24 protein-coding genes and 1 pseudogene are annotated in these 25311 nt (G+C 70.7%); 11 read left to right on the top strand and 14 right to left on the bottom strand.

Annotated features, from left to right (window positions below):
* Window positions 1-134 precede the first annotated feature (134 nt).
* Window positions 135-3176: an immunoglobulin-like domain-containing protein gene (locus V2J63_RS08145; protein ID WP_331230526.1), complete on the top strand. Its 3042-nt coding sequence runs from the start codon at window positions 135-137 to the stop codon at window positions 3174-3176.
* A 99-nt stretch (window positions 3177-3275) separates the two neighbouring features.
* On the opposite strand, the gene V2J63_RS08140 is transcribed toward V2J63_RS08145, so the two are convergent.
* The gene (locus tag V2J63_RS08140) at window positions 3276-5972 is read right to left on the bottom strand and encodes a hypothetical protein (RefSeq protein WP_331230525.1); all 2697 of its coding nucleotides are present in this window, start codon (window positions 5970-5972) and stop codon (window positions 3276-3278) included.
* A 223-nt stretch (window positions 5973-6195) separates the two neighbouring features.
* On the opposite strand from V2J63_RS08140, the gene V2J63_RS08135 reads away from it, so the two are divergent.
* Window positions 6196-6567: a hypothetical protein gene (locus tag V2J63_RS08135; RefSeq protein ID WP_491062229.1), complete on the top strand. Its 372-nt coding sequence runs from the start codon at window positions 6196-6198 to the stop codon at window positions 6565-6567.
* Here the strand turns inward: V2J63_RS08135 and V2J63_RS08130 are convergent.
* The 3 genes from V2J63_RS08130 to V2J63_RS08120 all read right to left on the bottom strand — a co-directional run bounded on the left by V2J63_RS08130 (window position 6453) and on the right by V2J63_RS08120 (window position 8544).
* Window positions 6453-6719 carry a DUF305 domain-containing protein gene (locus tag V2J63_RS08130; RefSeq protein WP_331230524.1) on the bottom strand — a complete coding sequence of 89 codons (267 nt, stop codon included), beginning with the start codon at window positions 6717-6719 and terminating at the stop codon, window positions 6453-6455. The genes V2J63_RS08135 and V2J63_RS08130 overlap by 115 nt on opposite strands.
* Entirely contained in the window at window positions 6637-7668 is a 1032-nt protein-coding gene (locus V2J63_RS08125) for an alcohol dehydrogenase catalytic domain-containing protein (protein ID WP_331230523.1), read from the bottom strand. The genes V2J63_RS08130 and V2J63_RS08125 overlap by 83 nt, the downstream gene beginning before the upstream one ends.
* 147 nt (window positions 7669-7815) lie before the next feature.
* Window positions 7816-8544, bottom strand: coding sequence for an MBL fold metallo-hydrolase (locus V2J63_RS08120; protein ID WP_331230522.1), 729 nt, complete (start codon window positions 8542-8544; stop codon window positions 7816-7818).
* 87 nt (window positions 8545-8631) lie between these two features.
* On the opposite strand from V2J63_RS08120, the gene V2J63_RS08115 reads away from it, so the two are divergent.
* The 3 genes from V2J63_RS08115 (at window position 8632) to V2J63_RS08105 (ending at window position 10697) form a co-directional block, all read left to right on the top strand.
* The gene (locus V2J63_RS08115; RefSeq protein WP_331230521.1) at window positions 8632-9162 is read left to right on the top strand and encodes a TetR/AcrR family transcriptional regulator; all 531 of its coding nucleotides are present in this window, start codon (window positions 8632-8634) and stop codon (window positions 9160-9162) included.
* 184 nt (window positions 9163-9346) lie between these two features.
* Window positions 9347-10339, top strand: coding sequence for an SDR family oxidoreductase (locus V2J63_RS08110; protein WP_331230520.1), 993 nt, complete (start codon window positions 9347-9349; stop codon window positions 10337-10339).
* Window positions 10340-10394: 55 nt separating this feature from the next.
* Window positions 10395-10697, top strand: a complete 303-nt coding sequence (locus V2J63_RS08105) for a Dabb family protein (RefSeq protein WP_331230519.1) — start codon at window positions 10395-10397, stop codon at window positions 10695-10697.
* Window positions 10698-10911: 214 nt separating this feature from the next.
* Here the strand turns inward: V2J63_RS08105 and V2J63_RS08100 are convergent, their stop codons facing one another.
* The 6 genes from V2J63_RS08100 to V2J63_RS15790 all read right to left on the bottom strand — a co-directional run bounded on the left by V2J63_RS08100 (window position 10912) and on the right by V2J63_RS15790 (window position 16588).
* Window positions 10912-11463, bottom strand: coding sequence for a hypothetical protein (locus tag V2J63_RS08100; protein ID WP_331230518.1), 552 nt, complete (start codon window positions 11461-11463; stop codon window positions 10912-10914).
* Entirely contained in the window at window positions 11460-12725 is a 1266-nt protein-coding gene (locus V2J63_RS08095) for a hypothetical protein (protein ID WP_331230517.1), read from the bottom strand. Before V2J63_RS08095 ends, V2J63_RS08100 begins: the two co-directional genes overlap by 4 nt.
* Before the next feature lie 8 nt (window positions 12726-12733).
* On the bottom strand, window positions 12734-13474 hold the full coding sequence (locus V2J63_RS08090) for an ABC transporter ATP-binding protein (RefSeq protein ID WP_331230516.1): 741 nt from the start codon (window positions 13472-13474) through the stop codon (window positions 12734-12736).
* Between the two features lie 312 nt (window positions 13475-13786).
* Complete coding sequence (locus V2J63_RS08085) at window positions 13787-15037, bottom strand: serpin family protein (RefSeq protein WP_331230515.1); 1251 nt, start codon at window positions 15035-15037, stop codon at window positions 13787-13789.
* 350 nt (window positions 15038-15387) lie between these two features.
* Window positions 15388-16404 carry a hypothetical protein gene (locus V2J63_RS08080; RefSeq protein WP_331230514.1) on the bottom strand — a complete coding sequence of 339 codons (1017 nt, stop codon included), beginning with the start codon at window positions 16402-16404 and terminating at the stop codon, window positions 15388-15390.
* Window positions 16405-16414: 10 nt separating this feature from the next.
* Entirely contained in the window at window positions 16415-16588 is a 174-nt protein-coding gene (locus V2J63_RS15790) for a hypothetical protein (RefSeq protein ID WP_491062227.1), read from the bottom strand.
* Window positions 16589-16877: 289 nt separating this feature from the next.
* Between V2J63_RS15790 and V2J63_RS08075 the strand changes: the two genes are divergently transcribed.
* Together V2J63_RS08075 and V2J63_RS08070 are read left to right on the top strand one after the other, a co-directional pair.
* Entirely contained in the window at window positions 16878-17681 is an 804-nt protein-coding gene (locus V2J63_RS08075; RefSeq protein WP_331230513.1) for an SDR family NAD(P)-dependent oxidoreductase, read from the top strand.
* A gap of 64 nt (window positions 17682-17745) precedes the next feature.
* The gene (locus tag V2J63_RS08070) at window positions 17746-18330 is read left to right on the top strand and encodes a GyrI-like domain-containing protein (RefSeq protein WP_331230512.1); all 585 of its coding nucleotides are present in this window, start codon (window positions 17746-17748) and stop codon (window positions 18328-18330) included.
* A 200-nt stretch (window positions 18331-18530) separates the two neighbouring features.
* Here V2J63_RS08070 and V2J63_RS08065 read toward each other — a convergent pair whose 3' ends face one another.
* A complete protein-coding gene (locus V2J63_RS08065; protein ID WP_331230511.1) occupies window positions 18531-19652 on the bottom strand; it encodes a DNA alkylation repair protein in 1122 nt (373 codons plus the stop codon).
* Between the two features lie 108 nt (window positions 19653-19760).
* Here V2J63_RS08065 and V2J63_RS15850 point away from each other — a divergent pair.
* Window positions 19761-20468 (top strand): annotated as a pseudogene (locus V2J63_RS15850) (VOC family protein).
* A gap of 97 nt (window positions 20469-20565) precedes the next feature.
* On the opposite strand, the gene V2J63_RS08050 reads toward V2J63_RS15850, so the two are convergent.
* Window positions 20566-20997, bottom strand: a complete 432-nt coding sequence (locus V2J63_RS08050; protein ID WP_491062226.1) for a class I SAM-dependent methyltransferase — start codon at window positions 20995-20997, stop codon at window positions 20566-20568.
* A gap of 145 nt (window positions 20998-21142) precedes the next feature.
* On the opposite strand from V2J63_RS08050, the gene V2J63_RS08045 reads away from it, so the two are divergent.
* The 3 genes from V2J63_RS08045 to V2J63_RS08035 all read left to right on the top strand — a co-directional run bounded on the left by V2J63_RS08045 (window position 21143) and on the right by V2J63_RS08035 (window position 23427).
* Window positions 21143-21961, top strand: coding sequence for a MerR family transcriptional regulator (locus V2J63_RS08045; protein WP_331230507.1), 819 nt, complete (start codon window positions 21143-21145; stop codon window positions 21959-21961).
* A gap of 90 nt (window positions 21962-22051) precedes the next feature.
* On the top strand, window positions 22052-22414 hold the full coding sequence (locus V2J63_RS08040) for a nuclear transport factor 2 family protein (protein WP_331230506.1): 363 nt from the start codon (window positions 22052-22054) through the stop codon (window positions 22412-22414).
* A gap of 245 nt (window positions 22415-22659) precedes the next feature.
* Window positions 22660-23427: an alpha/beta fold hydrolase gene (locus V2J63_RS08035; protein ID WP_331230505.1), complete on the top strand. Its 768-nt coding sequence runs from the start codon at window positions 22660-22662 to the stop codon at window positions 23425-23427.
* 148 nt (window positions 23428-23575) lie between these two features.
* On the opposite strand, the gene V2J63_RS08030 is transcribed toward V2J63_RS08035, so the two are convergent.
* Together V2J63_RS08030 and V2J63_RS08025 are read right to left on the bottom strand one after the other, a co-directional pair.
* Window positions 23576-24235, bottom strand: a complete 660-nt coding sequence (locus V2J63_RS08030; RefSeq protein ID WP_331230504.1) for an NADPH-dependent F420 reductase — start codon at window positions 24233-24235, stop codon at window positions 23576-23578.
* The gene (locus V2J63_RS08025; RefSeq protein ID WP_331230503.1) at window positions 24232-25299 is read right to left on the bottom strand and encodes an LLM class flavin-dependent oxidoreductase; all 1068 of its coding nucleotides are present in this window, start codon (window positions 25297-25299) and stop codon (window positions 24232-24234) included. Before V2J63_RS08025 ends, V2J63_RS08030 begins: the two co-directional genes overlap by 4 nt.
* Window positions 25300-25311 lie beyond the last annotated feature (12 nt).

Genomic DNA, 25311 nt, shown 5'->3' with positions numbered 1-25311 from the left:
AACTCTTGACTAATTAAGTCGAGGCGCAATACTAAGTAGGCCCAGGCGTCCCGGGCGCAAGGTGCAGCGGTGCCCCGAAAGAGCTCGCGCGCGCCCCCGTAGTCCTGGACCGACACGAAGGAGTGTGCGATCACATGACCCAGATGCCCTCGAGACCGAGGTCCAACCGGTCTCGCCTGATCGGGGCCTTCACGGCCCTCACCGTGGGCGCCGGCGCGCTCGCGTCCGGGGCGGCCGCGGCTGCCCCGGCCCCCGGCTCGGACGGGGACGGCGTCAGTGCCGCGGCCGCGCCCACCGCCGGCCTCGTCCACCACTTCCGGCTCGACGAGACGAGCGGGACCACCTTCGCCAACTCCGGCTCCGCCGGCGCGGCGGCCGACGCCACCCTCGTCAACCCGGACAAGGCGGAGCTCACGGGCGACGGCGTCCGGTTCAACCCCGAGTCGTACGAGTCGGCCCTCGATGGCGCCTACGTCGCGCTCCCCAACGACATCACGGCCGGCATGACGGAGGTGACGGTGGACTACGACGTGTGGGTCGACCCCGCCAACGTGGGCCACCACCAGATGTTCAGCTTCGGCAGCAAGGCCGGGTCGTGCGACGCCGAGGATGGCGCCCAGGGATCCATCTTCGCGTCCAACACGGCCGGGAACCGCCCGGGCGCGCGCTTCCGCGTCGGCGTCGGCAACCAGAACGTCCAGCAGAACGGCATCCGCCTGCTCGAGGGCGCGTGGAAGCACGTCACGTACACGCAAGAGCTCAACGACGACGGCACGACGTGGACGGGCACCATCTACCTCGACGGTGTCCAGAACGCTCAGGTCACAGACATCACCACCCCGCCGTCGGTCAACGCCGCCGGCACGAGCTGCAACTTCCTCGCGCGGTCGCAGAACCCTGGGGACTACTCGTTCCGCGGCACGATCAGCGACTTCCGTGTCTACGACCGAGCGGTCAGCGCGGAGGAGGCCGTCGCGCTGGCCGACGAGCTCACCTCGGCCGGCGTCGTCGCGGATGCCGAGGCCATCGACCTCGGCCTCACGAGCGCCATCGTCGACGACATCGTCCTGCCGGACTTCGGCCCGGTCGCAGGCTCCGACATCACGTGGACGAGCTCGGACCCCTCCGTCGTCTCGGTCTACACGCCGCCGGCGATCGCCACGAAGGTCCCGGTCACGGGCCGCATCACCCGCCCCGCCATCGGGCAGCCCGACGCCACGGCGACGCTGACGGCGACCGTCCGCAAGGGCACGGACGACGTCGTCGTCCGTGACATCGTCGTCACCGTCAAGGCGGAGTTCGACGACGCCCAGGCGGCCGACCGCGACGCCTTCGACCTCGAGCTGCACGCGACCGAGAGCGTCCGCGGGAACATCACGCTCCCCGACGAGGGTGTCTTCGGCTCCACGATCACGTGGGAGTCCAGCTCCGACCTCATCAGCCCGTCCGGCGAGGTCACCCGCCCGCCGTTCGGCCACGCGAGCGTGCCGGTCACGCTGACGGCCACGATCACCAAGGGCGAGGCGTCCGAGACCAAGACGTTCGAGGCCACCGTCGAGCCCCTCCCCCGCACCGAGGCGCTCGAGCGCTACTTCCTCGGCTACTTCAAGGGCGAGAACCAGGCCGACGGCGAGCAGATCATGTTCGCGACGTCGAACGGGAACACGGCGCTGGACTGGACCGGTCTCACCGGTGGACGTCCCTCCCTCATCTCGCAGCTCGGCGACCAGGGCCTGCGCGACCCGCACATCGTCCGCTCCCCCGACGGCGACACGTTCTACATGATCGCCACCGACCTCAACTGGTACGACCAGGGCGGGTACAACATCAACGACACCCAGTACATCGAGGTCTTCGAGTCGAACGACCTCGTCAACTGGACACCGCAGCGTCACGTCAAGGTGGCACCGGACGACGCGGGCAACGCCTTCGCACCCGAGTCGCTCTGGGTCGAGGAGATCGGCGCTTACGCCGTCTTCTGGGCGCAGTCGCTGTGGAGCGACCCCGTCAACCGCACCGGTCAGGGCAACGCCCAGATGTGGTACAACACCACGCGCGACTTCCAGACGTTCTCGGAGCCGCAGGTGTGGCAGGACCCGGCACCGCTGTCGCGCATCGACACGACGGCGATCAAGGTGGGCGACCTCTACTACCGCGTGACCAAGAACGAGGCGGGCAACGCCGGGTCGGACCTCTTCTCCGAGAAGCACACCGACTTCCTCGACAGCAACATCGACAACTGGGAGCTCGTCGCCCCGGCGCTGGGTCGCACGACGTGGCAGGCCGACGCCGGCTACGAGGGCCCGGTCATCTTCGAGGCGAACCCGGGCGACACCTCCTGCCCCGGCCAGTTCTACCTGTGGGGCGACCGCTACACGAACGGCGGCGGCTACCAGGCGGCGTGCAGCGAGGACATCGAGGCCCCGACGTGGAACCCGATGACCATCACGATGACGAACGCGGGCGTCCCGCGCCCCCGCCACGGCACGGTCATCCCGATCACCCTGCGTGAGTGGAACGACATCCGCGGCATCGAGAACAGTGACGTCGTCACGACGACGGAGCTGAGCGTCGAGCCGGACATCGACCTGGCCGAGGAGGTGACGGTCTCCGCCACGGTCACCGCGGAGGACACCTTCGAGACCGGTGGACAGGTCCGCTTCAGCGTCGGTGAGTGGTCCGAGACCGTCTACCTCGACGACGGCGTCGCCGCCGTGGTCCTGCCGGCGAACCTCGCCGGCGGCGAGCAGACGCTGACGGCGGAGTACCTCGGCCTCGACTACCTCGAGGCGTCGCAGGACAGCGCGGCGGTCGTCATCACCCCGGGCCCGACGGACCCGGACCCGACGGAGACGCCGACGGAGCCGGAGCCCACGCAGACCCCGACAGACCCGGAGCCCACGGCGACTCCCACGGACCCGACCCCGACGGGGACCCCGACGGACCCGGTTCCCACGGACCCGAGCCCCACGGGCACGGCGACCGCCCCGGCACCGGGTGGCGGCCAGGGCGGGGGCGGCGACGCACCCGGTGGTTCGGACCTGCCCAGCACGGGCGCCGACGTCACGCTCGGCGCCGCGGGAGCCGCGCTTCTCGCGCTGTGCGGGCTCGCCCTGGCCCTCGTGGCCCGGCGGGCGCGTGTTACGGCGAGCACCCGGGCTGCCTTCCGCAGCTAGTCCCGGGTCGAGCGAACGGACGGGCCCCCCACCGCATGGAGCGGTGGGGGGCTCGCCCGTCTTACGGCGAAGCTGCTGGCTCGCGGCGGCACCGCTGCCTCAGCGGCTCGTGTGCGCGGCGTACGGCTCGGCCACGGTGACGCTCCCGCCGCCGGCCGTCGTCGCGACGACGTCGACCACCCCGGCAGGGATGCTCGCGGACCGCGCCGCGAAGGTGTTCGCGACGGTCCTGCCGGGTGCGATGCCGGTGAACGTCCTGCTCCCGTAGGGCGAGGTCACCCGGACGTCGACGGGGGCGTCGGAGTTGTTCCGCGTCCGGACGACGAGATGGACCATGCCGGCGACCGAGCGGGTCGTGACCTCGACCGAGACGTCCTTGTAGGCGGTGATGGTGAGCGCGACGCCGGCGTCGCCCGCGCCCGGCGCGTACTCGCCGACGGCCAGGCGCATGAGCCCGTTGTGGTTCCCGTACTCCTGCGCGCCGACCGTGACCGTCTCGGCGTCGTGCATGCGGTAGACGAGCGTCGAACCCTGGGTGCCGCCCTCCTCCTGCCAGACGCGGGCCTCCTTCCCGTCGACCTCGATCGTCGCCGGCGTGCGTCCGTCGTTCGACAGGACCGGGGCGACCCGCCGTACCGCGCCGGCGAAGCCGGGAAGCACGGTCGTCACGCGGACGTCGTCTGGCGTGAGGGTGAACTGCTCCTCCACGACGGTGACGCCGCCACCGAAGTCGCCGCTGTAGCGCAGGGTGAAGGAGACCTCCTCCACCGTCTCCGTCCCGCGCACGAGCTCCGGGTCCGCGGTGAGCGCCGGCGCGAGCTCGCCGAAGTAGCGCCATGTGCCGGGGCTCACCTCCCAGGCGACGCCGATCGCCGTCGTCCGGGGGCGGGCGACGTTCGCCGGGATCTGGTACGAGGGCGCTGCCAGGAGCGAGTCGCTCGACCCGAGCTGCGGTGAGTGCCCAGCGAAGTGCGCGCGGATGAGGCCCGTCGCGTCGTAGCCGTGGTCGGCCGCCGTGTCGATCTGCACGTACGTGCCGCTCGCGTTGGCGAACACCTTGTGGAGCGCGTCGATGTGCAGGACGTACCCGCCGACGTCGGCCGGGGCGGGCCCCTCGGCGACCTCCTCCGACGCGGCCGCGTGCTCGTAGGCGATCGCGAGCATCGACATCGGCAGCAGGTTGTACTGCGAGTGGCCCGAGTACGACTCGTAGCCGAAGCGCTGCGCGGGGTCTATCCAGTTCTTGACGATCTGCATCTCACCGCTCGGCCGCACCCACCGGAACATCGACCGCAGCGCGAGGTGCGCCCCGCGCTTGTAGGCCGCGGCGAGCTCGGTGTCACCGTTGGCGAGGGCCTGCGCCGCGTAGATCTCGTAGGTGACGCACTGCTGGGCCTCGTTCCACTGGTGGTGCGCGGAGCGGCCGCCGGCGGCGAGCTCGCCGGTCGGCGACTGCATGAAGAGGCTGACGTTCGCCGCGCGGCGCGAAGCCTCGCTGAGCTCCGCGGCGAAGGGCCCGGAGTACCCGCGGGCGACGAGGTCGTCTACCCAGAGCCGGGGGAAGTGGTCGTACGCCATCGGCCCCTCGAGGTAGAGGCCGAGGGTGGGGTCGAACGTGTCGCCCTGCCCGGCAAAGCTCCTCTCGGCGAAGCGGTCGTTGGCGGCGCGGAGCCCGTCCATCTGGAACAGCGCCTCACCGGTCGCCGCGACGAGGTTCCAGTTGTTGCCGCCGACGCCCTGGCGGTACGTCGTGAGCGGGTCGAAGCGCGCGATGTCGGCGCGCCACACCGCCGACCGGGAGGCGGGGACGTGGGGGGCGAGCAGCCGGATCGCGTGCGCGATCATCGGCGGGAAGAAGTCCTCGTGCGCGGACGCAGCCGTGCGGTCGGCGAGGGTCCGCGCGGAGTGGTCGAGCGCGAGGGCCGCGGTCTCGACGAGGTCGGACCGGTCGGCGTAGGCGACGAGGGTGGCCGCGGCGTGCGCGTAGGCGGGGGTGCTGTACTGGAACTCGCGGCTGAGGTACGGGTCGATGATCGCGCCCGAGGCCGCCTGGTGGGTCCTCCAGAAGTCGACCTCGCTCGCGATGAGGGTGAGGTAGTCGGGGCACCCGAGGCCGGTCGCGACGACGGTGCGGCCGGCGGCGCGCGAGCGGTGCCCGGCGAGCAGCGCCACGGTGACGTCCGGCGTCGTGAGGATCGGGCCCCACGTGCTGACGACCGGGGCGTTGACGTAGGTGACGCGGGGCTCCTCGGCCTCCGTCGCCGGCTCGAGGATGATGGCGTTGACCACCCAGTTGTTGACGGGCGAGCCAAGCGTGATGTCGGCCGTCGTGGCGCCGGCCGGGACGACGAGCGTCGCGGTGAGCGTGCCGAACTGCGCCACGCTCGGGCGCAGCACCGGCAGCGGACCGCCGTCGACCCCCTCGGCCTGCACCTGCGTGACGTGGTCGCCGAAGTTGAGGTCGCCCGCGACGACGGCGAGCCGGTAGCGGCCGGGCGTGAGGTTGCCGATGCGGAACGTCCGCGCGGCGGTCCCGAAGACGAAGTCGCGGTGGACCGGGTCGCCGCCGCGGTCCCGCGTGACGAGGTTGGCGGCGGACACCCAGCCCCAGCCGCGCTGGGCGGTATAGGTCTCCGTGCTGGCGCGGACGTAGCCAGGCGCCGGCGCGGGGGTAGCGCCACCGAAGTCGAGCCGGACGCCGCCGGCGGCGGTATCGGCGCGCGCGACCGAGGGAAGTGCTCCGGCGAGCACGGCGACTGCCATGCCCGTGAGGACCGACCGCCTGGTGATCTCCATCGTTGACCTCGCCTGGGTACGCGTAGCAGGGCTCGCGGAACCAGGGCCCCGGGCTGAGCGCGGCGCTGTGGACAGCGACCGGGGTGGCTTGCGAGTGTGACGGGCGTGACAGCGAGTGCGACGCTAGCAAAGCACGGCGCTGTCGGGAAGCGTTTCCCGGGACGAGCGTCGGCGACTACGCGAGCTCCCCCGCCACGACGCGGGTGCCTACCTGCTGCGCCGGGTGCGCGACCTGTGGGAGGAGAAGGCGGTCGTGCTCGTCCACGAGCCCGCCGACAGCGAGCTGATGCGCCGCTGGGCGACGCACGGGGAGGTCCACCCGGTCGACGCCACGAGTTCACGGCTCCTGCTCGACGGCGACAGCGAGCAGACCCTGGCCGGCATGCTCGCCGAGCTCGAGGCGGACTTCGTCGTCGAGGAGCCGGATTCGCTGCGCATCTACCGCCGGGAGGTCGCCGCCCGCCTCGCCCGCGCGAAACCTCACAGGTCCGCCGGCATCTGCTCCATCTCCTCGATCTCCACCTCCTGGTCCACGATGATCTTCTGGGCGAGCTCGCGCGCCTGCGGGTTCTGTCCGGCGTCCAGCTCGGACTGAGCCATCTCGACGGCGCCCTCGTGATGCATGATCATGAGCTCGGGGAATCGTCGGTCGAACTCCGGCGTGTCAGGGGCGCACGAGCACCTTGAGCGCCTCGCGCTCGTCCATGAGGCGGTACCCCTCGGCGGTGTCGGCGAGCGGCACCTCACGGTCGAAGACCCGGCCCGGGTCGATGGTGCCGTCGAGGACGAGGCCGATGTGCTCCTCGAGGTAGGCCCGCACCGGGGCGGGGCCACCGTTGAGCGTGATGTTCTTGCCGAAGAGGGAGCGGGACCCGATCGGCGCCTCCTCGTACTGCGGCACGCCCACCCGGGAGATGACGCCGCCGGCGCGGACGACGCCATAGGCCTGCTCGTAGGCCGGGAGGTGACCGACGGCCTCGAGGACGGCGTGCGAGCCCTCCCCGCCGGTCAGCTCGCGCACCGCGTCGATGCCTTCCTGGCCGCGCGCGGCGACGACGTCCGTCGCGCCCCACTCGACGCCGAGGTCCGTGCGGACGCGGTGCCGCCCCATGAGGATGATCCGCTCGGCGCCCATGCGCCTGGCCGCGAGCACGGCGGAGAGGCCGACGGCGCCGTCGCCGATGACGGTGACGGTCTGGCCCGGGCGGACCCGCGCCATCAACGCCGCGTGGTAGCCGGTGAGATAGACGTCCGAGAGCGTGAGGAGCGAGGGCAGGAGCGCCTCGTCGACGCCGTCGCGTCCGCCGGGGACGGCGACGAGCGTGCCGGACGCCTGCGGGACGCGGAGCAGCTCGGCCTGGGCCCCGGAGAAGTAGCCGCCGTGGGGGCACGCGGTCTGGAACCCGTCCCGGCAGATGGAGCAGGTGTTGTCCGCCCACGCGAAGGGGACGATGACGAGGTCCCCCGGCGCGACGCCGGTGACGTCCGCGCCGATCTCCTCGACGACCCCGAGCGCCTCGTGCCCCATCGTCCGGGCCTGCCGGCCCGCGGGCATGGAGTGGTACGGGTGCAGGTCGGACCCGCAGACGCACGCGAGGACCACCCGCACGACGGCGTCGGTCGGCTGCTCGGTGACGGGGTCGGGAATCGTCTCGACGCGGACGTCGCCGGCGCCGTACATGAGGGTTGCTCGCATCGGATGGTGCTCCTTCGTGGGTGCTGGATCGCGGTGTCCAGGGTCCCCGCATCCCGGCGCCGGCGCGCGGTGGGGACGGGGATCGCAGCGGGCAGCGGCGGCGCTGCCGTCGCGACCGCGGTCGCCGTCGTGCTCACTCGCCGCGTGTCACCGCGGGTCGGCGCCCCCGGCGGACCTGCGCACCTGTCCCGGCAGGTCCGCGAGGTTTCCCCGCCACGGCGCGCCATGGCCTGGGAGCACCCACGTGGCGTCCAGCCCGGCGAGCCGGTCGAGCGAGTCGAGGGCGAGCCCCTGGTCGTCGGTGAACGGGGCAGGCTGGGGGCCGCGGCGGCCGGTGAGCACGTGGCGCGTCGTGAGGGCATCACCGACGAAGACGGCTGCCGCCACCGGGACGTGCACGGCGATGCTGCCCGGAGAGTGGCCTGGCAGTCCGACGACCCTCGGAGAGCCGGGCAGCGGCAGCACGTCACCGTCGGCCACCTCGCTGACTTCGGAGAGGTACGTCGTGCGCCACCCATGCTGACGCAGCGAGTAGAGGATGAAGCCGGCCGTCGGTACTGGTCGCGCCCGCCCCATCGCTGTCTTCGGCTTCTCGCCCGTCCGGGCACGCGCGGCGTCGTCGGCATGGACGAAGACCGGCACTCCCTGCTGCCGGCGCAGCCTCTCGGCGAAGCCGAGGTGGTCGCTGTCGCCGTGGGTCAGGACGAGGCCGCGCACGTCGTCAAGGGTGCTCCCCATGGCGGCCAGCTCGGCCACCAGCTCCCGCCAGTGCCCGGGCAGACCGGCATCGATGACCGTGACCCCCTCCTCGGTGCGGACCAGGTAGGCCGCCACGATGTCGTTCCCGATGCGGTACAAGTTCGGTGCGAGCTTCATCCCGGGCTCCTCAGGTCGCCAGACTTTGACTTGGCTAGGCTAATTAGCCATCATGGCTACTGTCAATAGCCGTCAGGAGGCCGCGTCATGCCCACGCCGGAACGCACCACCCTCGCCGCGATCGTCGCCGCAGGCTGCGACCTGCTCGAGGCGCACGGCCCCTCGCGCCTCACCATGCAGGCCGTGGCCGAGCGCGTCGGCGTCCGCGCCCCGTCCCTCTACAAGCGGGTGCGCGATCGCGATGCGCTCCTCGGTCTCGTTGCGACAGCGACCGTCGACGAGCTTGCCGAGCGCCTCACGGCCGCTGACGACACGCTCGCCGACGTCGTGCGGACCTACCGCGCCTTCGCGCTCGAGCGGCCGGAGGGCTTCCGGCTCATGCTGAGCGCCCACGCCGACCCGAAGGCCCTCGCCGGTGCGAGTGCCCCGGTTCTACGGGTCGCCGCCGGGCTGGTCGGCGACGCCCGGGCGCTCGAGGCCGCCAGGCTCATCACCGCGTGGGCCACGGGCTTCATCACCATGGAGCTCGCGGGCGCCTTCCGGCTGGGCGGCGACCTCGAGGACGCCTTCACGTACGGGCTCGACACCCTGACCGCCGCGTTGTCCCAGCACGAGTGACCGACGGGGCGGTCGGCGGAGGCCCCACGCGACCTCGCCAGTCGGAGGCGTCCGGGCTCGCCTCGACCTCGAACCTCCAACCGCGTGGACCCTTCGCGCTGCGGCTCGGACGCAGGTCAGCCATCCTGTGGTGGCGGACCGTCGCCTCCGGCGTGCTCCGACCCGATCCACGAAGGAGACGCGCGTGAGTGCACTGCGGGTCCTGTTCATCGGCGGCAGCGGCATCATCAGCTCCGCAAGCACGGCGCTCGCTGTGGAGCGAGGCGTCGAGCTGACGCTGCTCAACCGAGGGACGGGGCGGCGCGACGTCCCGGACGGCGTCCGGCAGGTCGTCGCGGACATCCGTGAGCCGGACTCGGTGCGCGGGGCCCTCGGCGGGGAGGAGTTCGACGCCGTCGTCGACTGGGTCGCCTTCACGCCCGACCACGTCCGGACGGATCTCGACCTCTTCGAGGGCCGCACCGGCCAGTACGTCTTCATCAGCTCCGCCTCGGCGTACCAGACGCCTGCCAGCCGGCTGCCGATCCGGGAGTCCACCCCGCTGCGCAACCCGTTCTGGCAGTACAGCCGCCACAAGATCGCGTGCGAGGAGGTCCTGGTCGAGGCGTACCGGGACCGCGGGTTCCCCGCGACGATCGTTCGGCCGTCGCACACCTACGACCGCACGCTCGTCCCGTTCGACGCCGGCTGGACCTTCATCGAGCGCATGCGCCAGGGCAAGGAGGTCGTCGTGCACGGAGACGGCTCGTCGCTGTGGACGCTTACCCACCACACGGACTTCGCCAAGGGCTTCGTGCCGCTCCTCGGGCACGCGCGCACGGTCGGCGAGGCTTTCCACATCACCTCCGACGACGTGCTCACGTGGGACGCCATCGCGCACGCCCTCGCGCGCGCCGCGGGGACGGAGGCCCGGATCGTCCACGTGCCCTCCGACGTCATCGCCGCGCACGACGCCGAGTGGGGCGCGTCGCTGCTCGGGGACAAGACGCACTCGTCTGTGTTCGACAACAACAAGCTGCGCAGCGTCGTGCCGGACTTCGTCGCCACCGTCCCGTTCGAGCAGGGTGCCCGCGAGATCGTGGCCTGGCACGACGCGGACCCGGCGCGCAGGAGAGTCGACCCGCACCACGACGCCCTCATGGACCAGCTGGTGGAGCAGTTCCGCGTCGCGCGCTGACGACGGGCAGTGTTGGCACCGTCCGCCACACATCGCAGAGAACACAGGAGCTGCCATGCCGATCGAGCACACCGTTGCGTTCCGACTCTCCGCCGCGCCGGGCTCGACCGAGGAGACCGACTTCCTCGACGAGGCCCGCACGGCCCTGACGTCCATCCCGGGCGTGAAGGACTTCGCCGTCATGCGCCAGGTGAGCGCGAAGAGTCCCCTCACGTGGCAGTTCCGCATGCGCTTCGCCGACCAGGCGGCGTACGACGCGTACGACTCCCACCCCACGCACGTCGACTTCGTCGAGCGCCGCTGGAAGCGCGACGTCGCCGAGTTCCAGGAGCTCGACTTCGTCGCGCCGACCAGCTGAGGCGCAGTCTGGGGATCTGCTCCGGGGCAGCTGCCCCGCCGTCGGCCAAGCCCTAGTACAACGTCGTGAGCCGGTCGATCGAGGGCTCGTCTCGTGGCGTCGAAGCCGCCCCTGGTTCGACGATCGCCGCAGGCACGACGTTGCGACCCGCCCTTCTACGACTGGCATGCGGGCTGGGCGAGCGAGGGTCGTTCGACGAGTCCATGCCCGGGGGCTAGGGCTGCCGCCGGGGACCGCAGGAGATGTATGCACCCGCCGCGATCAGGTATGCGGCTGCGACGACCACGAGTGCGACGGGTGTCGCTGCGGCCCGGGTCAGTGGCTCGAGTGGCGGCACGTTGAGGTAGAGGACGGTGAACGTGGCCGTCAGCACGGCGAGCCAGGCGAGGTCACCCACGAGCACGATCGTGGCGAGGCCGAGTGCGAGGAAGGCAAGCGCGATGTTGAGCTCGCCGACCGCAGCGCCTATGGCGGCGCCGGCAGTAATTCCCGGGATGACGGCCATGGCATACAGCAAGCTCGCTGCAAGGACGCGCCAACGCCGAAGACGGGCCTCTCGTACGAGGAGGTCCGAAAAGCCGGGGAACCAGTCGAGTAGGGGGTAGGTCGCCAGAATGGCTGCGATGCCGGGAAGCAGTGCGCGCAGCGGCACGCGGTCCAGGACGAGGGGGACGGGCACCCGGTGCTGCCCGACGAGCCACCCGAGAACAGCCAGGGCGACGGCGCCCACGGCTACGCCGCCCCAGTGCCGGGCCTTGAGCCTCACCACCGTTCGACGGCGCGGAGGTCGGGGAGCTCCCGAAGGATCTCTGCGTCAAGGTCACACGCTGCTAGTGCCGTGTGCGCTTCCCTGGCCCACCCATCGAGCTCGTCGCGCCCTGCATCGCCGAAAGCCGCCCGCCACTGCGCGGGCTGCTCGTCTGCCCGCACGGTGAGGTCGAGCCAATGGCCCAGCACCCACTGAGCTGCCAGGGCATCCTCGGGCGGAGCATCACCGGAGTAGCCATCGCATTGAGCAGGACGCGCGACAGACATCGCCAGGTCGAAGTCGGTGAGCCCTCCGTCCATGGGCGCTGCGGTCAGCAGCAGGACACCCGAGTCCTCATCGCGGCCATCCTCGTAGTAAATCTCCGGAAGCTCGAGCCCGCTGTCGGCAAGTGCCCGGTGCGCTTGCCGAAACTGAGCCGCGACGGCCTCAGCCTCAAGCTCGCCTGTCTCGTTGAGGCACGCGCGTGGCTCATCGCCGGCGCACGAGTAGTCGTGCTCGACGTAGTGCGTGTCATGAGAGTTGCGCTGGGCGAACGTCGCCAAGACCAGAACGACGCCGAGAACACCGAGGACGCCAATGCCGTCCCCCGGTACAGGACGCCGGAGCCGCGGAGCGGACAGGCGCCACACCCCGTAGGCCAAGACGGCCCCGACGAGCCCGTTGAGCAGCACGCTCGCCGCGACCACGTCAGGGAGCGGGCGCAGCGCCGTCCATGTCCCCGTCGGCCCCGGCATCGCCATCAGCGCGGGCATCCGAAGGGGGTACGTCCAGATGATGAGGACGTAGACGAGAACACCCGTCAATGGGGCCATCGCAATGCTGCGGACTGCAACCGCACCGAGCGTACCGAGCATCACGGCCGGAAAGATGGCCGCCGGTCCTGCGATCACCACCCAAGGATCGCGGGCCGCGAGCGTGCCGTCCGCGAGCCAGACTCCGATGACGACGGTCACCACCCCGACGAACCACGCCGCTGCAGCCGTGAGCCACACCGCTACAGCGGCGTGGAGCGCGGCCCGTGCGCCACGCGGGATGGTGCGGGTCAAAGCTTGCAGCTCCCGCGGGAACGCACGCCACACGGTGAAGGCAGCGATGGCGCCGGCCAGGGGGGACAGAAGCACAGTGCTGCCGTTCGCCCATTCCACGGCGATGCCGATGTCCTGCGTCCAGTGATCACGAGAGAAGACCACAACGAGGACCACAGTCACGCACGCGACGAGCGCCAGCCACATGCCGCCCGTGCGCAGCCAAAGGTGCACCGCTCTCCTCACCGACGCAGCCGTCCGATGGTCGAGAGGAAGCCCTCTTCCACCGCTCGCGACGGCGGGACGTCCGCCGGTGCGAGTGCGGCAAGCTCAGCGACCCTGCCCCGGAAGACGATCACACCCTCATGCAGGACGACTACGCGCTCCGCCACCTCGAGCACGTCTTCCATGACGTGGCTGCTCATGAGGACCTGGACGCCCGCCAACGACCCCACCAGCTCGATCATGATCCGGCGTTGCTCCGGATCGAGCCCGGTGCTCGGCTCGTCCAGCAAAATCACCTCAGCGCGCGCTGCCAACGCCTGCGCCAATCCCACACGTCGCACCATCCCGCCGGACAATGCGCCCATGCGCACGTGCGCGACCGCACCGAGATCCACGGCCTCAAGTGCCGCCGCGGCCCGCTCGCGCGCTTGCTTCCATGAGACCTTGCGCATCCACGTGAGGTAGGAAACGAACTCCAGGGCTGTCATCGCATGTGGGTAGCCGAAGCGCTGAGGCATCAACGCCGTGCGGGCCAGCGCAGCGTTTCTCGACTTCCTGCGGTAGAGGTCAGATCCGCCAACAGCGACGGTTCCTCGGTTCGGCTCCAGCCCGCCGGCCATGATCGTCAACAGCGTCGACTTGCCTGCACCGTTCACACCAACAAGCGCGCAGGGCTCACCAGTCAGCTCGAGGTCGACGCCGTGAAGCGCTGCGAATTTCCGGTACGAGTGATGGACGTCGTGAACGAGTACTGACACATTCGCTCCCACCCGCCATCTTGACAGCACCGGCGAAACGGTGCCGTTCTACACGATTCCGACACCGTAACGGCAAATGACCCGGGTAGGTAGCGGTCCGAGGGTGTCGTCGCGGACGCACCGAGCGAAGACGGGGATAACGTCGAATTGGCCATCCCAGGAGCCGAGCGACACATGCGTCAGCGCGCTTCGTGCGCCGCGGTCGCGCCGGGACGCGCGCGCGGTCGTTGTCGTGGTCGATTGTGTCCAGCGCGGTCGCGAGTCGAAGACCGTGACGCGACGTCGTCGTCATAGCCCGATAAGTGCGGCGCGTCAGCCGCGCGGATCGTGAACGCTGCCGAGGAAGAGCACGGCGCCGGTCTCGCGGTCGCTGACCGTGAACGCGAAGGGCCGGTCGACCCGGAACGGCGGCGGTCCGGCGGACGACTCCATCATGGCTCCGCCTGTGACCGCCGCGGCCTCGGTGCCCTCCTCGTCGACCCGGATGTAGGTCTTCTGCACGACGGTGGCGAGGGTGGGGTTGGCTTCCGACATCGGGGTGAAGTCGCCCCCACCGAAGGCAGAGTCCATCCCGAGCGACTGCAGGACCTCGTTGAGGTTCGCCTCCCACTCGAGCTCGAAGCGCGGGAGAGCGATCTCGGAGAACGAAGCCGGCTGGAGGTCGTCGACCGCATCGCGCCATGCCTCGGCGTCGAGGTCCTCGAGAAGGTCGTCGAGGGCCACGCCCTCGTCAGGCACCATCACCTCCATGCCGAAGCGCTCCTCCTCGCCATAGGGGAGCCGGACCATCTGGAAGCCATCACCGACGGAGGCCTCCACCTCGGGGTTACTACGGTGCATCATGGTCACGTCCACCTCCTCGCCGCCGGCGAGGGTGAACGGCGCCTCCCGGGTGTTGTCCTCGTCGAACGTGGTGGTCCAGGTGCCGAGGAAGTACACCGTGTTGAGCAGCACGAGCACTGCCTGCGGGTCGGGCAGGCCGAGGTCGGCGGCGATCTCACCGATCAGCCCCTCGGTGCGCTCGCTGACCCAGTCGTCGATCACGTCGGCGGCGGCCTGCGAACCGAGGTCGACCTCATCCAGCGTCGCCCCGTAGGTGTCCTGCACGAACGAGACGTAGTCGTCCTCGAACGGGTAGCCCTCGGCCGCCCATAAGGAGTTCGCGATCGCCAGCGTGACGTCGTCGGTATCGACGAGGTCGGCGAGCAGCGCCGCATTCCGTGTGTCCTGCGGCCCGTCGAGGCGCAGCAGCTCGACCATCTCAGCGGCGTTGTCCCCGCCGGCGCCCGCGGCCACCATCGCCAGCAGCACCGACGCCGACAGCGGCGAGGTGACCGTGTTCTCTCCGACCTGCGCGACGCCGGTGTGCAGGTCGAACCCGAACGCGTTGACGCCGTCGGCCGCCTCCGCGGCATCCTCGGCCGACAGACTGCCCGCGAGGTCGGCGCCCAGGGGGTCCCCCGCGCCCCCGCCCGCTTGACCGACAATTCCCCCACAACCGCCGAGGAAGAATGCAACCGAAGCCGCGGTGACGACGAGTCTCGTGCACTTCGATTTTGCCACGGCTATCAGCTCTCCTCGGTGTCGGGGTGAAGCGCTCAGCGAGGCTGACGGGCTATGCCACGCAGACCCTGTTTCCGGCTAGCGGAACTCTTGCCCGCTGCCGGGAAGACAGAGGTCTTACACCGATTGTGTCTGCGACTTGGTGATCCTTGCAGTACTCCCTCGACGACCCGTGACTCGCCCCGATTCGCCGATTACGCGGACACGATGCCCGACGGCCGCCGATAGATACTTTCGTCGGCTGCGATCAAGGCCCGACGTTTCTTCGGCCGGCCATCCGCCGCGAATCTGGTGAGGCTGCGGGATCGGTACGGATGCGTCGACGGCTCGATACAGCGCGGCAGACGAAGTCAGCGGTCCTTGGCGAGGTCGCTGGGGCGGCGGGTGGCGAGGTCGAGTGAGGCGGCGAGGGCCGCGACGGCCCAGGTGCCAGCGAGGGCGAGGCCCCAGAGCATCGGCACGGCGGGGTCCAGGTAACGCCCGGAAAGGGCAAGGGACGCTGCGGTGGCGGACAGTGCGGCGCTGCCGGCGATCAGGAGGGTCTCGAGCGTCAGCAGGGTCATGACCGAGACCGGGGAGGTGCCGGACATGCGGTAGACGGCGATCTCGCTGGCGCGCAGTCGGGTGGTGATCGCGGTGGCGACTGCACCCAGCAGGCCGAGCAGCAGGGGGAGCCAGCGGGAGGGGCGCTGCAGGTGGGCGGTGACAGGGTCGTTGGTGGCCGTGAGCAGCTCGGTGCCCGCGATCGGGTTCCCGGTGAACTTCAGCTGGGCCGCGACGACCGGCAGTGCGGTGTCCACGTCCGAGAACGCGTCGAGGATGACGGCGCACCGTTCGGAGGTGGTGTCGCTGGGCCGCGGTGGCAGCGTGATCATGAAGCCCGCGTTCAGGTCTTCATGGTGGTCCTCGGCGTGCACGGCAGTGGCCAGGTCCTGACCCGCCCGGACGGTGAACGGGCGCGAAGCCCGGTCGGACAGGCTCCGGCCGACGAGCAGGTCAGCGCCGGCGAGCTCGGGGAACAAGGTAGTGCTGGCACGTTGGGACGGCAGGCGGGTGCCGACCGGCAGCACGTCGAGCTCCTCCGCGCGTTCGAGGATCCCGGCGCGGCGAATTCCGTGCTGGCCGGTGAGCGCCTCGCAGGACGCGCGATCGATGCGGGCGGGCGCTTCGTCGCTCAGCGCCGAGAAGACCAGCACGTTGCGCCCTTCGGCGGCCAGGTCGTGGATCTCCTGGCGCACGGCCTGGGTCTCCAGGGCGACGTAGGCGCTGGAGACCGCGCCGGCGAGTACCGCGAGGGCGAGGACCGGGAACATGCGCGCGCCGGGGCCGAACACGTTGCGGAGGGCCTCGCGGGCGAGCAGGCCCACGTGCCAGCGGTCACGCTGCACCGGGCACCTGCCGGCGCATGTGGACCGCCGTGTCGGCGGCCGCGACGAGGACCGGGTCGTGCGTGGCTACCACGATGGTGGCGCGCGTGGTCAGCCCGTCGAGGATCTGCGCGATCAGCTCGGTGTTGGCGGCGTCGAGGTTGGCTGACGGTTCGTCGGCCAGGATCAGGTCCTTGCCCGAGGCCAGCGCCCGGGCCAGCTGAGTCCATCTGGTGGGTGTTCGTGCTCGCCGACAAGCTCGACATCGATATCACCGATGCCTACAGCCGCACGATGTCGACGATCCGCGCCGGTCTGGACACGACCGTCGCCCGCACCGCTCCTTGACCTGCCCTTCCGCTGCGGTGCTCGAACGCCGTGAGCACGGCTTCGGTCGGCTTCGACTTCGACTTCGAGGTCATCGCACTGAGCGCTTCATCTGTCAGCGCTCCCCCCTGTACGGAAGGAACATCATGAGCACCGCAACGACACCCACCTCCACGTCGCAGCAGAGCAGCGCCTACTCGCCGCTCATCGCCGGCCGCCACGCCGGCAAGGTAGCCCTGGTCACCGGCGGCGCCCGCGGCATCGGGGCAGGCATCGTGGAAAGACTCGCGGCTGAGGGCGCCCATGTCACGTTCACCTATGCCTCGGCCGTTGCCGAAGCGGGTGCGCTCACCGAGCGCGTCGCCAGCAGCGGCGGTCAGGCGACAGGTCTGGCGGCGAACAGCAGCGACCGCGAGCAGATCCGTCAGGTCGTCGAGCGGGTCGTCGCCCGCACCGGCCGCCTGGACATCGTGGTGAGCAACGCCGGCGGCGGAACCCTGCGGCCTGTCGCGGAACTGTCCGACGACGAGATCGACCGGATGATCGACGTGAACATCCGAGGAACCCTGGACACCGTCCGGTTCAGCCTCCCGCACCTGCAGCGCGGCGGCCGCGTCATCACCATCGGCAGCGTGAGCGCCCACCACTTCCCCAACGACGTCACCTCTCTCTACGGCCTGACCAAGGGCGCGGTGGCGAGTCTCGTCCGAGGGATGTCCCGCGAGCTCGGCCCCCGGGGAGTCACTATCAACAACGTGCAGCCGGGGCCGGTGGACACCCCCGCCAACCCCGCGAGCGGGCCAGTGGGTGACTTCCTGCGCACCTCGATCCCGGTCGGGCGATTCGGCACGGTGGGCGAAGTGGCTTCGCTCGTCTCCTACCTCGCCAGCGACGAGGGCGCCTACATCAACGGCGCCTCGCTCGACATCGATGGCGGCTACAGCGCTTGACCCCGGTGAGGCCATCCCACAGCGGATGCCTTCTCCAACCGATGAACGCCTTGAGGAGAACTCCATGAGCACGCCGTCTACATCCCACCTGCATGCCGCAGACGAACCAGAGCTCGCGCTCGCCCCAGCGGTGACCTACGCGTCGATCCGCGGCTCAGGGGCACCCGGTACAGACGAGTTCTACCGGAAGAAGGCGCTCATCGGCGCTGTGGCCCGCGAGCTGTCCAGCGGCGCTGCCGAGCCAGTCATCGAGATCCAGTACTGGTACCCCGAAGGGGCGGCACCGGTGGGCATCGCCGACTTCTACAGCGTCAACCCTGTTCCTGCACTGGAGTACCGCGTGCTCGCCCTCGTGCCGAACGGGACCACGACCGGCGCCTTGTCCGCGGCCCGATCCGCGGCGGCGAGCCCCTTCGAACGCACCACCGACGCCGTCGAGCTGTTCTCCGTACCGGAGCACGATGTGGTGCAGGTCATGCACCATGGCCCGTTCGCGGAGGAGTTCGCCACCCTCGCCCGGCTGGGTGAGTTCGCTGCGAGCCGGGGCGTTCGCCGCAACGGCCCGCACCACGAACTCCACCTGGACGGGTTCACCCGTCGGACGCCGCAGGACACGCTGCGCACCATCCTGCGCGATCCTGTGGCCTGACGATTCTGCGGCTCAGCCCGCAGGCGGGCTGAGTGACGGGGTGAGAGTCGACGACGCAGCTGAGGTGGCGGAAGGGCAGCGGGGCCGGGATCGCTTGCCGACGGGGGTACTGGGGCACGCAGCTGAGGTGCAAGCACGCGAGCCGAATGCCGGGCACTCGTGCCGGTTTCCCCACGTCCGCCGGGCCGGTGGTCCTCGGTTCAACCTTCCGAGGTGCCGGTCGGAGGCAGCAGCGTGAATGTCGCCGCCTCGGTTGCGATCCCGTTCACCTGGAGGGCGACCGCGTGGGTGCCGGGGTGATAGCGGCGGGTGGTGATCTGCCGGAAGGAGTGTTCGCGTTGCAGCACGACCTCCTCCCCCGGAGCAAGGGTGCGGGTCGCGAGCTTGAAGACCTTCGGGCTCAGCGTCCCGTTCGCCTTGCGGTGCTGGACCACGTAGTCGATCGCGAGCCGGACGCTGTCGGTGCCGACGTTGCCCAGCACGGCACGGAACCGGATGCTGCCCGCCCAGGGGACCTCCAGCTCAGCTAGGTGGGGGCCGTCGATGTCCACTGTGGCGGGCTCGAAGCCCAGCAGTGCAAGGGCGCCGACGTGCCCCCGCTTGACGAGAGTTCGCAGGCCGCGCCGCGCAACTGCGGGGGTCGTGGGTGCGGGGTCCTCCAGCCAGCGGGTGGCGGTCCGCACAACGAGGTCCGGGGCGTCGCGACTGAGGTCGTTGAGGTGGTTGGCCACCGATCGACGCACGTACTCGCTGGGATCCTGGTGCAGGGCGTCGAGCAGCGCGAGAGTGCGACCGGGTTGGGCGCTCAGTTCCGGGACCCGCACGGCCCACGGCAGGTATGGCCGGGTGCCCTCGCTAGCCAGCCGCCGGACGTGCTCATCGGGAGATTCGGTCCAGCCGCCGATGATGTCCAGTGCCCCGTCGAGGTCGTGACGCAGCAAGGTGCGCAGGGCGAACTCGGAGGTGAGACGACCGGTGAGCTCGGCGAGCAGGCTCATCGCATCGGCAAAGGCGGCGCCGGTTCCCTCCTGCGTGGCCCGGACGGCGACCGCGCTGGTGACCGGCCAGATCAGCCATCCGCGGAAGGTGGCTACGTCCCCGCTGGCGCTCCGGACGACCTCGGCCAGGTGCCCGTAGTCCCCGGGGATGTCGGCGAGCAGTGCGTCTCGCAGCAGGTCTGATCGCTCACGCAACGACAAGCCAGTGAGGCGTTCACCGGCCGCGGACAGCTGAGACAGCGCGGTGCCGGGCGCCGCGACCCGAATGGCGTTGGCCAGCGCGGTCGCGACCGGCGTGCCGATGAGGTCATCTGCGAAGGGCATGGCTCCATCCTCCCCGCCGGCAGTGCACCCGGGCACGGCCACCATCGCCACCGCGCGCATCACGAAAGCACGAGCCCTGCGGCTGGATCACCGATACGGTCCCCCACCATGGACATGCTGACGGGCGACGACATCGCCGAGGCCAAGCTGACTGACTGGCGCAAGCTGGCCCAGGGACTGCATGGCCGCTACCTGATCGATGACTTCGGCACCGGCGCACGCTTCGTCACCGCGGTGGGCGAGGCGGGCGACGCGCTCGGACACCACCCGAGCGTGTCGATCGGCACTGGGTACGTCGACCTCAAGGTGGTCAGCGCCGACGCCATCTACCGCGACGCCTAGGGCACCGAGCACGTCGTCGAATGGGTGACGCAGAAGGACATCGACCTCGCCCGACGGATCACCGAGATCGCCGCCGACCACCAGCTCACCGCCGACCCGGCCTCGGTCAGCGTCATGGAGCTCGGCCTCGACACGGCGCACTCCGCGACCATCGCCCCGGTGTGGGCCGCCCTGCTCACCGGGAACGCCGAGGCCCAGGGCCACGGGTCCCCCGGCGACGAGATCCGCGACGCCACAGGACGGGTACCGAACCTGTGGTTCGGGAACGCCGACGAGCACGAGACCCCGCGTCAGCGTTTCCACGTCGAGGTCTATGTGGCGCCCGAGGTGGCCGAGCAACGAATCGCCGCCGCCGTCGCCGCGGGCGGAACCGTCGTCGATGACAGCGCCGCGCCGTCGCTCGTCGTGATCGCCGACCAGGACGGCAACACGGGAGTCGTTTGCGTGGCCGAGTCCCCCGCGACTAACGACTGAACCGCCGACTCGGGTAGCCCGCGGCCTGACATGCCGCTGAGGGCCGCGCTGCGCTCCGGGGGATCCGCCACCAGTTCGTCCCTCACGCTCGGTGTCGTCACGCAGTGACGTCGAGCTCCCTGAGTGGTTGACCGCCGTCGACGAAGACTCTCCCGCCCGGTGCGAGCGCCGCCCGAATGCGCGCTATCACCTCTTCCCCGACATCGGGGTGTCGACCGTCGAGCGCCCCTACGCGAATCGCGAAGACGATGTCGAACGGCAGCTCACCCGGCTCGAGGACGAAGGACTCCGCAGCGATGTGCCGCACACTCATGCGTCCTGATCCGATCCCGGCCACGGACCCCGCTCGCGCCAGCGCGACTGCCTTGGCAGACCGGTCTATCGCGAGGATGTGACCGTCACTGAGCCGCCGAGCGACGGCACGGGCCGCGGCGCCGGAGCCGCATCCGATCTCCAGCACGCGCGACTGCGAGCTGATCGGGAGGGCGTCCACGATCGCCGCGAGGCGCGCTGAGATGCGAGCGGGCATGCGGGCAAGGTAGCGCTTCGGCGCGCGGAGGGCACCCATCACCCCACAGCCGTCGGGCCCCTCGCTGATGATCCGCTGCATCGAGCGCCAGCGACGTGGTCCCGTCTTCGACCACGGCGGCGCTCTCCTCCGCAACACTGGCTCCATGGGTGCCATGACGATCGGGGACTTCTCGCGGGCCACCAAGCTGACCGCGAAGGCACTGCGCTTCTATCACGAGACCGGGCTGCTGACACCGTCGTCGGTGGACCCGCACAACGGCTACCGGCGCTACGGGCCCGAGCAGGTGGCCGACGCGCAGGTCATCCGCTCCCTCCGTGCGCTCGACGTTCCGGTCGACGTCGTCCACGAGGTGCTCGCGACGCCCGACGTGGCAGCGCGCGCTTCGCTCGTCCGATCGCACCTCGACCGGATGGAGCAACGGCTCGCCGAGACCGAGTCGGCCGTCGCCCGGCTGCGGGGCTTGCTCGCAGACGAGTCCGCGCCGGTCGACGTCACCTATCGCAGCGTGCCGGAGACCCTCGTCGTCGCCATCCGCGCGACGATCGACCTCGCGGACCTGGGGCGCTGGTTCCGCCGGTCGGTGGCCGGCCTCGCTGCGGTCGAGGAGTCTGGTGCGGTGACGCCGGTGGGACCGCGCGGGAGCGTGTGGTCCACGGAGCTCTTCCTCGACGAGCGGGGGCCGGCGGCGCTGTTCATGCCCGTCGACGAGCACGCCGTCGGCGCCGCTCTGCCGGCGGGAGCGTCGGTCCTCCGCCTTCCCCCGGTCGACCTCGCCGTGGCCACGAGCCGCGGATCCGACGACGACGTCGTCCGCGTCTACGGCGCGCTCGGGGAGCACGTCGCTCGTCGTGAGCTGAGCGTCGACGGACCGGTCCGCGAGATCTACGTCGAGGGTCTTCCCGGGCTCGACGAGCACACCGTCACCGAGATCGGGTGGCCGATCTTCCGGATCTCCCGATGAGCGGTCCGCGGGGTTGACCTTCCCGTTGGGGGAAGGTCAAGCGTGGGTCTGAGCGTGCCACTCCCGCACGCACGAGGACATGGAGGACCCATGGAAACCCACGCACGCATCCACCCCTACCAGCCCGATCACCTGCCCGCGGTGGTGGTGCGCTATCTGCGCGCCCACCCCACACACGACACCGACGCGGCCGCGACGACGTTCGCCGACGGCGCGCGCGTGGTCGACGAGGACGTCACGTACCGCGGGGCTGAGGCGATCCGCGGCTGGCTCGCGGACGCGGCGAGCGAGTACACGTACACGACGACGCTCACCGGCCAGACGGAGGACGAACCCGGCCGGTGGACCGTCCTGGCCCGCCTCGAGGGTGACTTCCCGGGTGGCGTCGCCGACCTGCGGTTCCGGTTCCGCATCGACGGCGACAAGATCGCCGAACTCGTCATCGCTCCCTGATCGCGATGCGGGTGCGGCCGGGCCGCCGCATACGACCGCATCGCCCAGTTCTCCGCGGTCGGCCCACCGTCGAGCTGCGGACATCGACGTCCCGGTCGTCGCCCACGGCGACGACGACCAGGTCGTCCCCATCACGCGCAACCTCCCGACCTGGGTCGCGTGAACTCCCATGCGGCCGGCGTGAGTGCCGACCGCATCCCACCACCACCGGCGGCGCCCGCCGCCGACCATCGAGAGGAAGACTCATGAGCACCACCGCAGAACCGACGGCGGGAGCCACCCCGACCGTCGTCCTCGTCCACGGCGCCTTCGCCGAGTCCGCCAGCTGGAACGACGTCGTCGCCGACCTCCGGGGTCGTGGCCACCACGTGCTGGCCGTCGCCAACCCGCTTCGCGGCCTGAAGGAGGACGCCGCGTACCTGCGCAGCGTCCTCGACACGCTCGACGGCCCCGTCGTCCTCGCCGGCCACTCGTACGGCGGGTCGGTGATGAGCGAGGCGGCCCACGGCGCTGCTGGGGTCGTCGCGCTCGTGTACGTCGCCTCGTTCCAGCTCGAGCCCGGGGAGAGCACCGGCGAGCTCGCCGCCAAGTTCCCGGGCGGGGAGCTGGGATCGGCTCTCGAGCCGCGGCCGTTCCCCCTTTTCGGGGGTGGGTCCGGAAGTGACCTGTACATCCGCCACGACATGTTCCACGAGATCTTCGCGGCCGACGTCGACCCGGCCGTCGCGGCGCAGATGGCCGTCACCCAGCGGCCCATCGCGGCGTCGGCACTCGAGGACCGGGCGACCGAGGCGGCGTGGCGGACGATCCCGTCGTGGTCCCTCATCACGCTGCGGGACCTCGCGATCCCGGCAGCCAGCATGCGGTTCATGGCTGAGCGGGCGGGGTCGCGCGCCGTCGAGATCGACGCGTCGCACGCCGTCACGGTCTCCCAGCCCAAAGCCGTCGCGGACCTCATCCACGAGGCGGCCACCGTGACGGCCGACCGGACCGCGCGGCCGGTCCCGGCCTGAGCACGGGCGCGACCGCCCCAGATCGCCGAGCCGCGATCTCGTCGGCGACGGGATCGCGGCTCGGCTCGTGGGGTGATCGCGCGAGACGCCTACGACTGCCAAGTCGGCGGGCTGGCCGACACCGGAGGCCCTGAGAGGACCCCCTCCCCTACTGCTTCAGCGCGACTACCTGCGTGAGACGGCGGAGCTCGGCGGCTTCGACGTTCGCACCGAACGAGGGGTTGCCCGGCTCCAGCGAGACGCCCTCGGCGAGCGATCCGACGAGCACCGGGTCGAAACCGAGGTCGTCGACGATCGCCGCGACCTGCGCGACGTCCGCCTCCGAGTCGCTGGCCACCGCGATCGCCTTGCGCCCGGGCGACTCGGCGGGACGAGCTTCAACCTCGAGGTCGTGATAGCCCATGTGGTTGAAGGCCTTGATGACGCGGGCACCGTCAAGAAAGCCCTGCAGGACCTCGCTGGACGAGATCCCGGGCTCGAGGAACCTCTCGCGGGGCCCGTCGACCTCCCACCAGTGATTCATGGCGTCGACGACGAGCTTGCCGCGCAGCTCGTCCGTGGGCAGTGCGCGGTACTTGCTGAGCGGGAGGGCGAGGATCACGACGTCGGCATCCCGTGCGGCGTCGGAGGCCCGCACCGCGGTGGCGCCGGGCGTCAGGACGTCGATCGTGAGGGCGATGTTCGCGGGGTCGCCCGATCCCGCGACGAGTACTCGATACCCGGCAGCGAGGGCGAGCCGGGCCAAGACAGTGCCCACCTTGCCGGCCCCGAGGATGCCGATGGTGCGTACCGGCGTGCGTGCGGTCATCGGGCCACCGACAGGCTGCTGGGCTGCTCGGCGAGCAGCTCGCGAACCATCGGGATGACCGTGGTGCCGTACAGCTCGACGGCGCGCAGGCGGTCGCTCGCGGCGACCGAACCGGCGGCGGAGTAGATCATGTCGAAGCGCCCGACGTCGAGCGTGCGGATGGCGCGGGCCATCTTGCGCGCGACGGTCTCGGGCGATCCGACGTAGAGGGAGCCGTGCTCCACGTCGGCCTCGAACTCCTCGCGCCGCAGAGGAGGCCAGCCGCGCAGGGCACCGATGCGGTCGCGCAGCTCCTTGTAGCCGGGCCAGAAGAGGCGCTTGGCCTCGTCGTCGGACTCGGCGACGAAGCCGGGCGAGTGCATCCCGACGGGGTAGGCGGTGCTCTCGAGCTGCTCGGTGGCGCGCCGGTACAGGTCGACGTACGGGGCGAATCGGTCGGGTGCGCCGCCGATGATCGCGAGCATGAGCCGGAACCCGTACCGCGCGGTGCGGATGACCGACTGCGGGGACCCGCCCACGCCGACCCAGGTGGTCAGCCGCCCGGACTCCGTCTTGGGATACACGTCGGCCTCCTTGAGCGCCGCGCGCGTCGTGCCCTCCCACGTGACCGGCCCTTCGTCGAGGAGCCTGTGGAACAAGTCGATCTTCTCCTCGAAGAGGATTTCGTAGTCGGTGAGGTCGTACCCGAACAGCGGGAACGACTCGGTGAACGAGCCGCGGCCGAGGATCACCTCGGCGCGCCCGTTCGAGAGCGCGTCGACGGTAGCGAAGCGCTGGAAGACGCGTACCGGGTCGTCGGAGGACAGGACGGTCACGCCGGACGCGAGACGGATGCGGTCGGTCTTGGTCGCGATGCCCGCCAGCACCGTCTCCGGCGTGGAGATCGCGAACTCGGGGCGGTGGTGCTCGCCCAGCGCGATGACGTCGACACCGACCTGGTCGGCAAGGACCGCCTCGTCCACGACGGCGCGGATCGCCTGGCCGTGGGAGACGAGGTTGCCCTGATCGTCGCGGGGGAGGTCACCGAAGGTGTCGATGCCGAAATGGATGGCCGTGTCAGTCATGAGTCTCTCTGT

The organism is Georgenia wangjunii (genome assembly GCF_036421975.1).
In the GTDB taxonomy this organism is placed as follows: Bacteria; Actinomycetota; Actinomycetes; order Actinomycetales; family Actinomycetaceae; genus Georgenia_A; species Georgenia_A wangjunii.
This window is presented reverse-complemented; position numbering and strand designations above follow the sequence as displayed.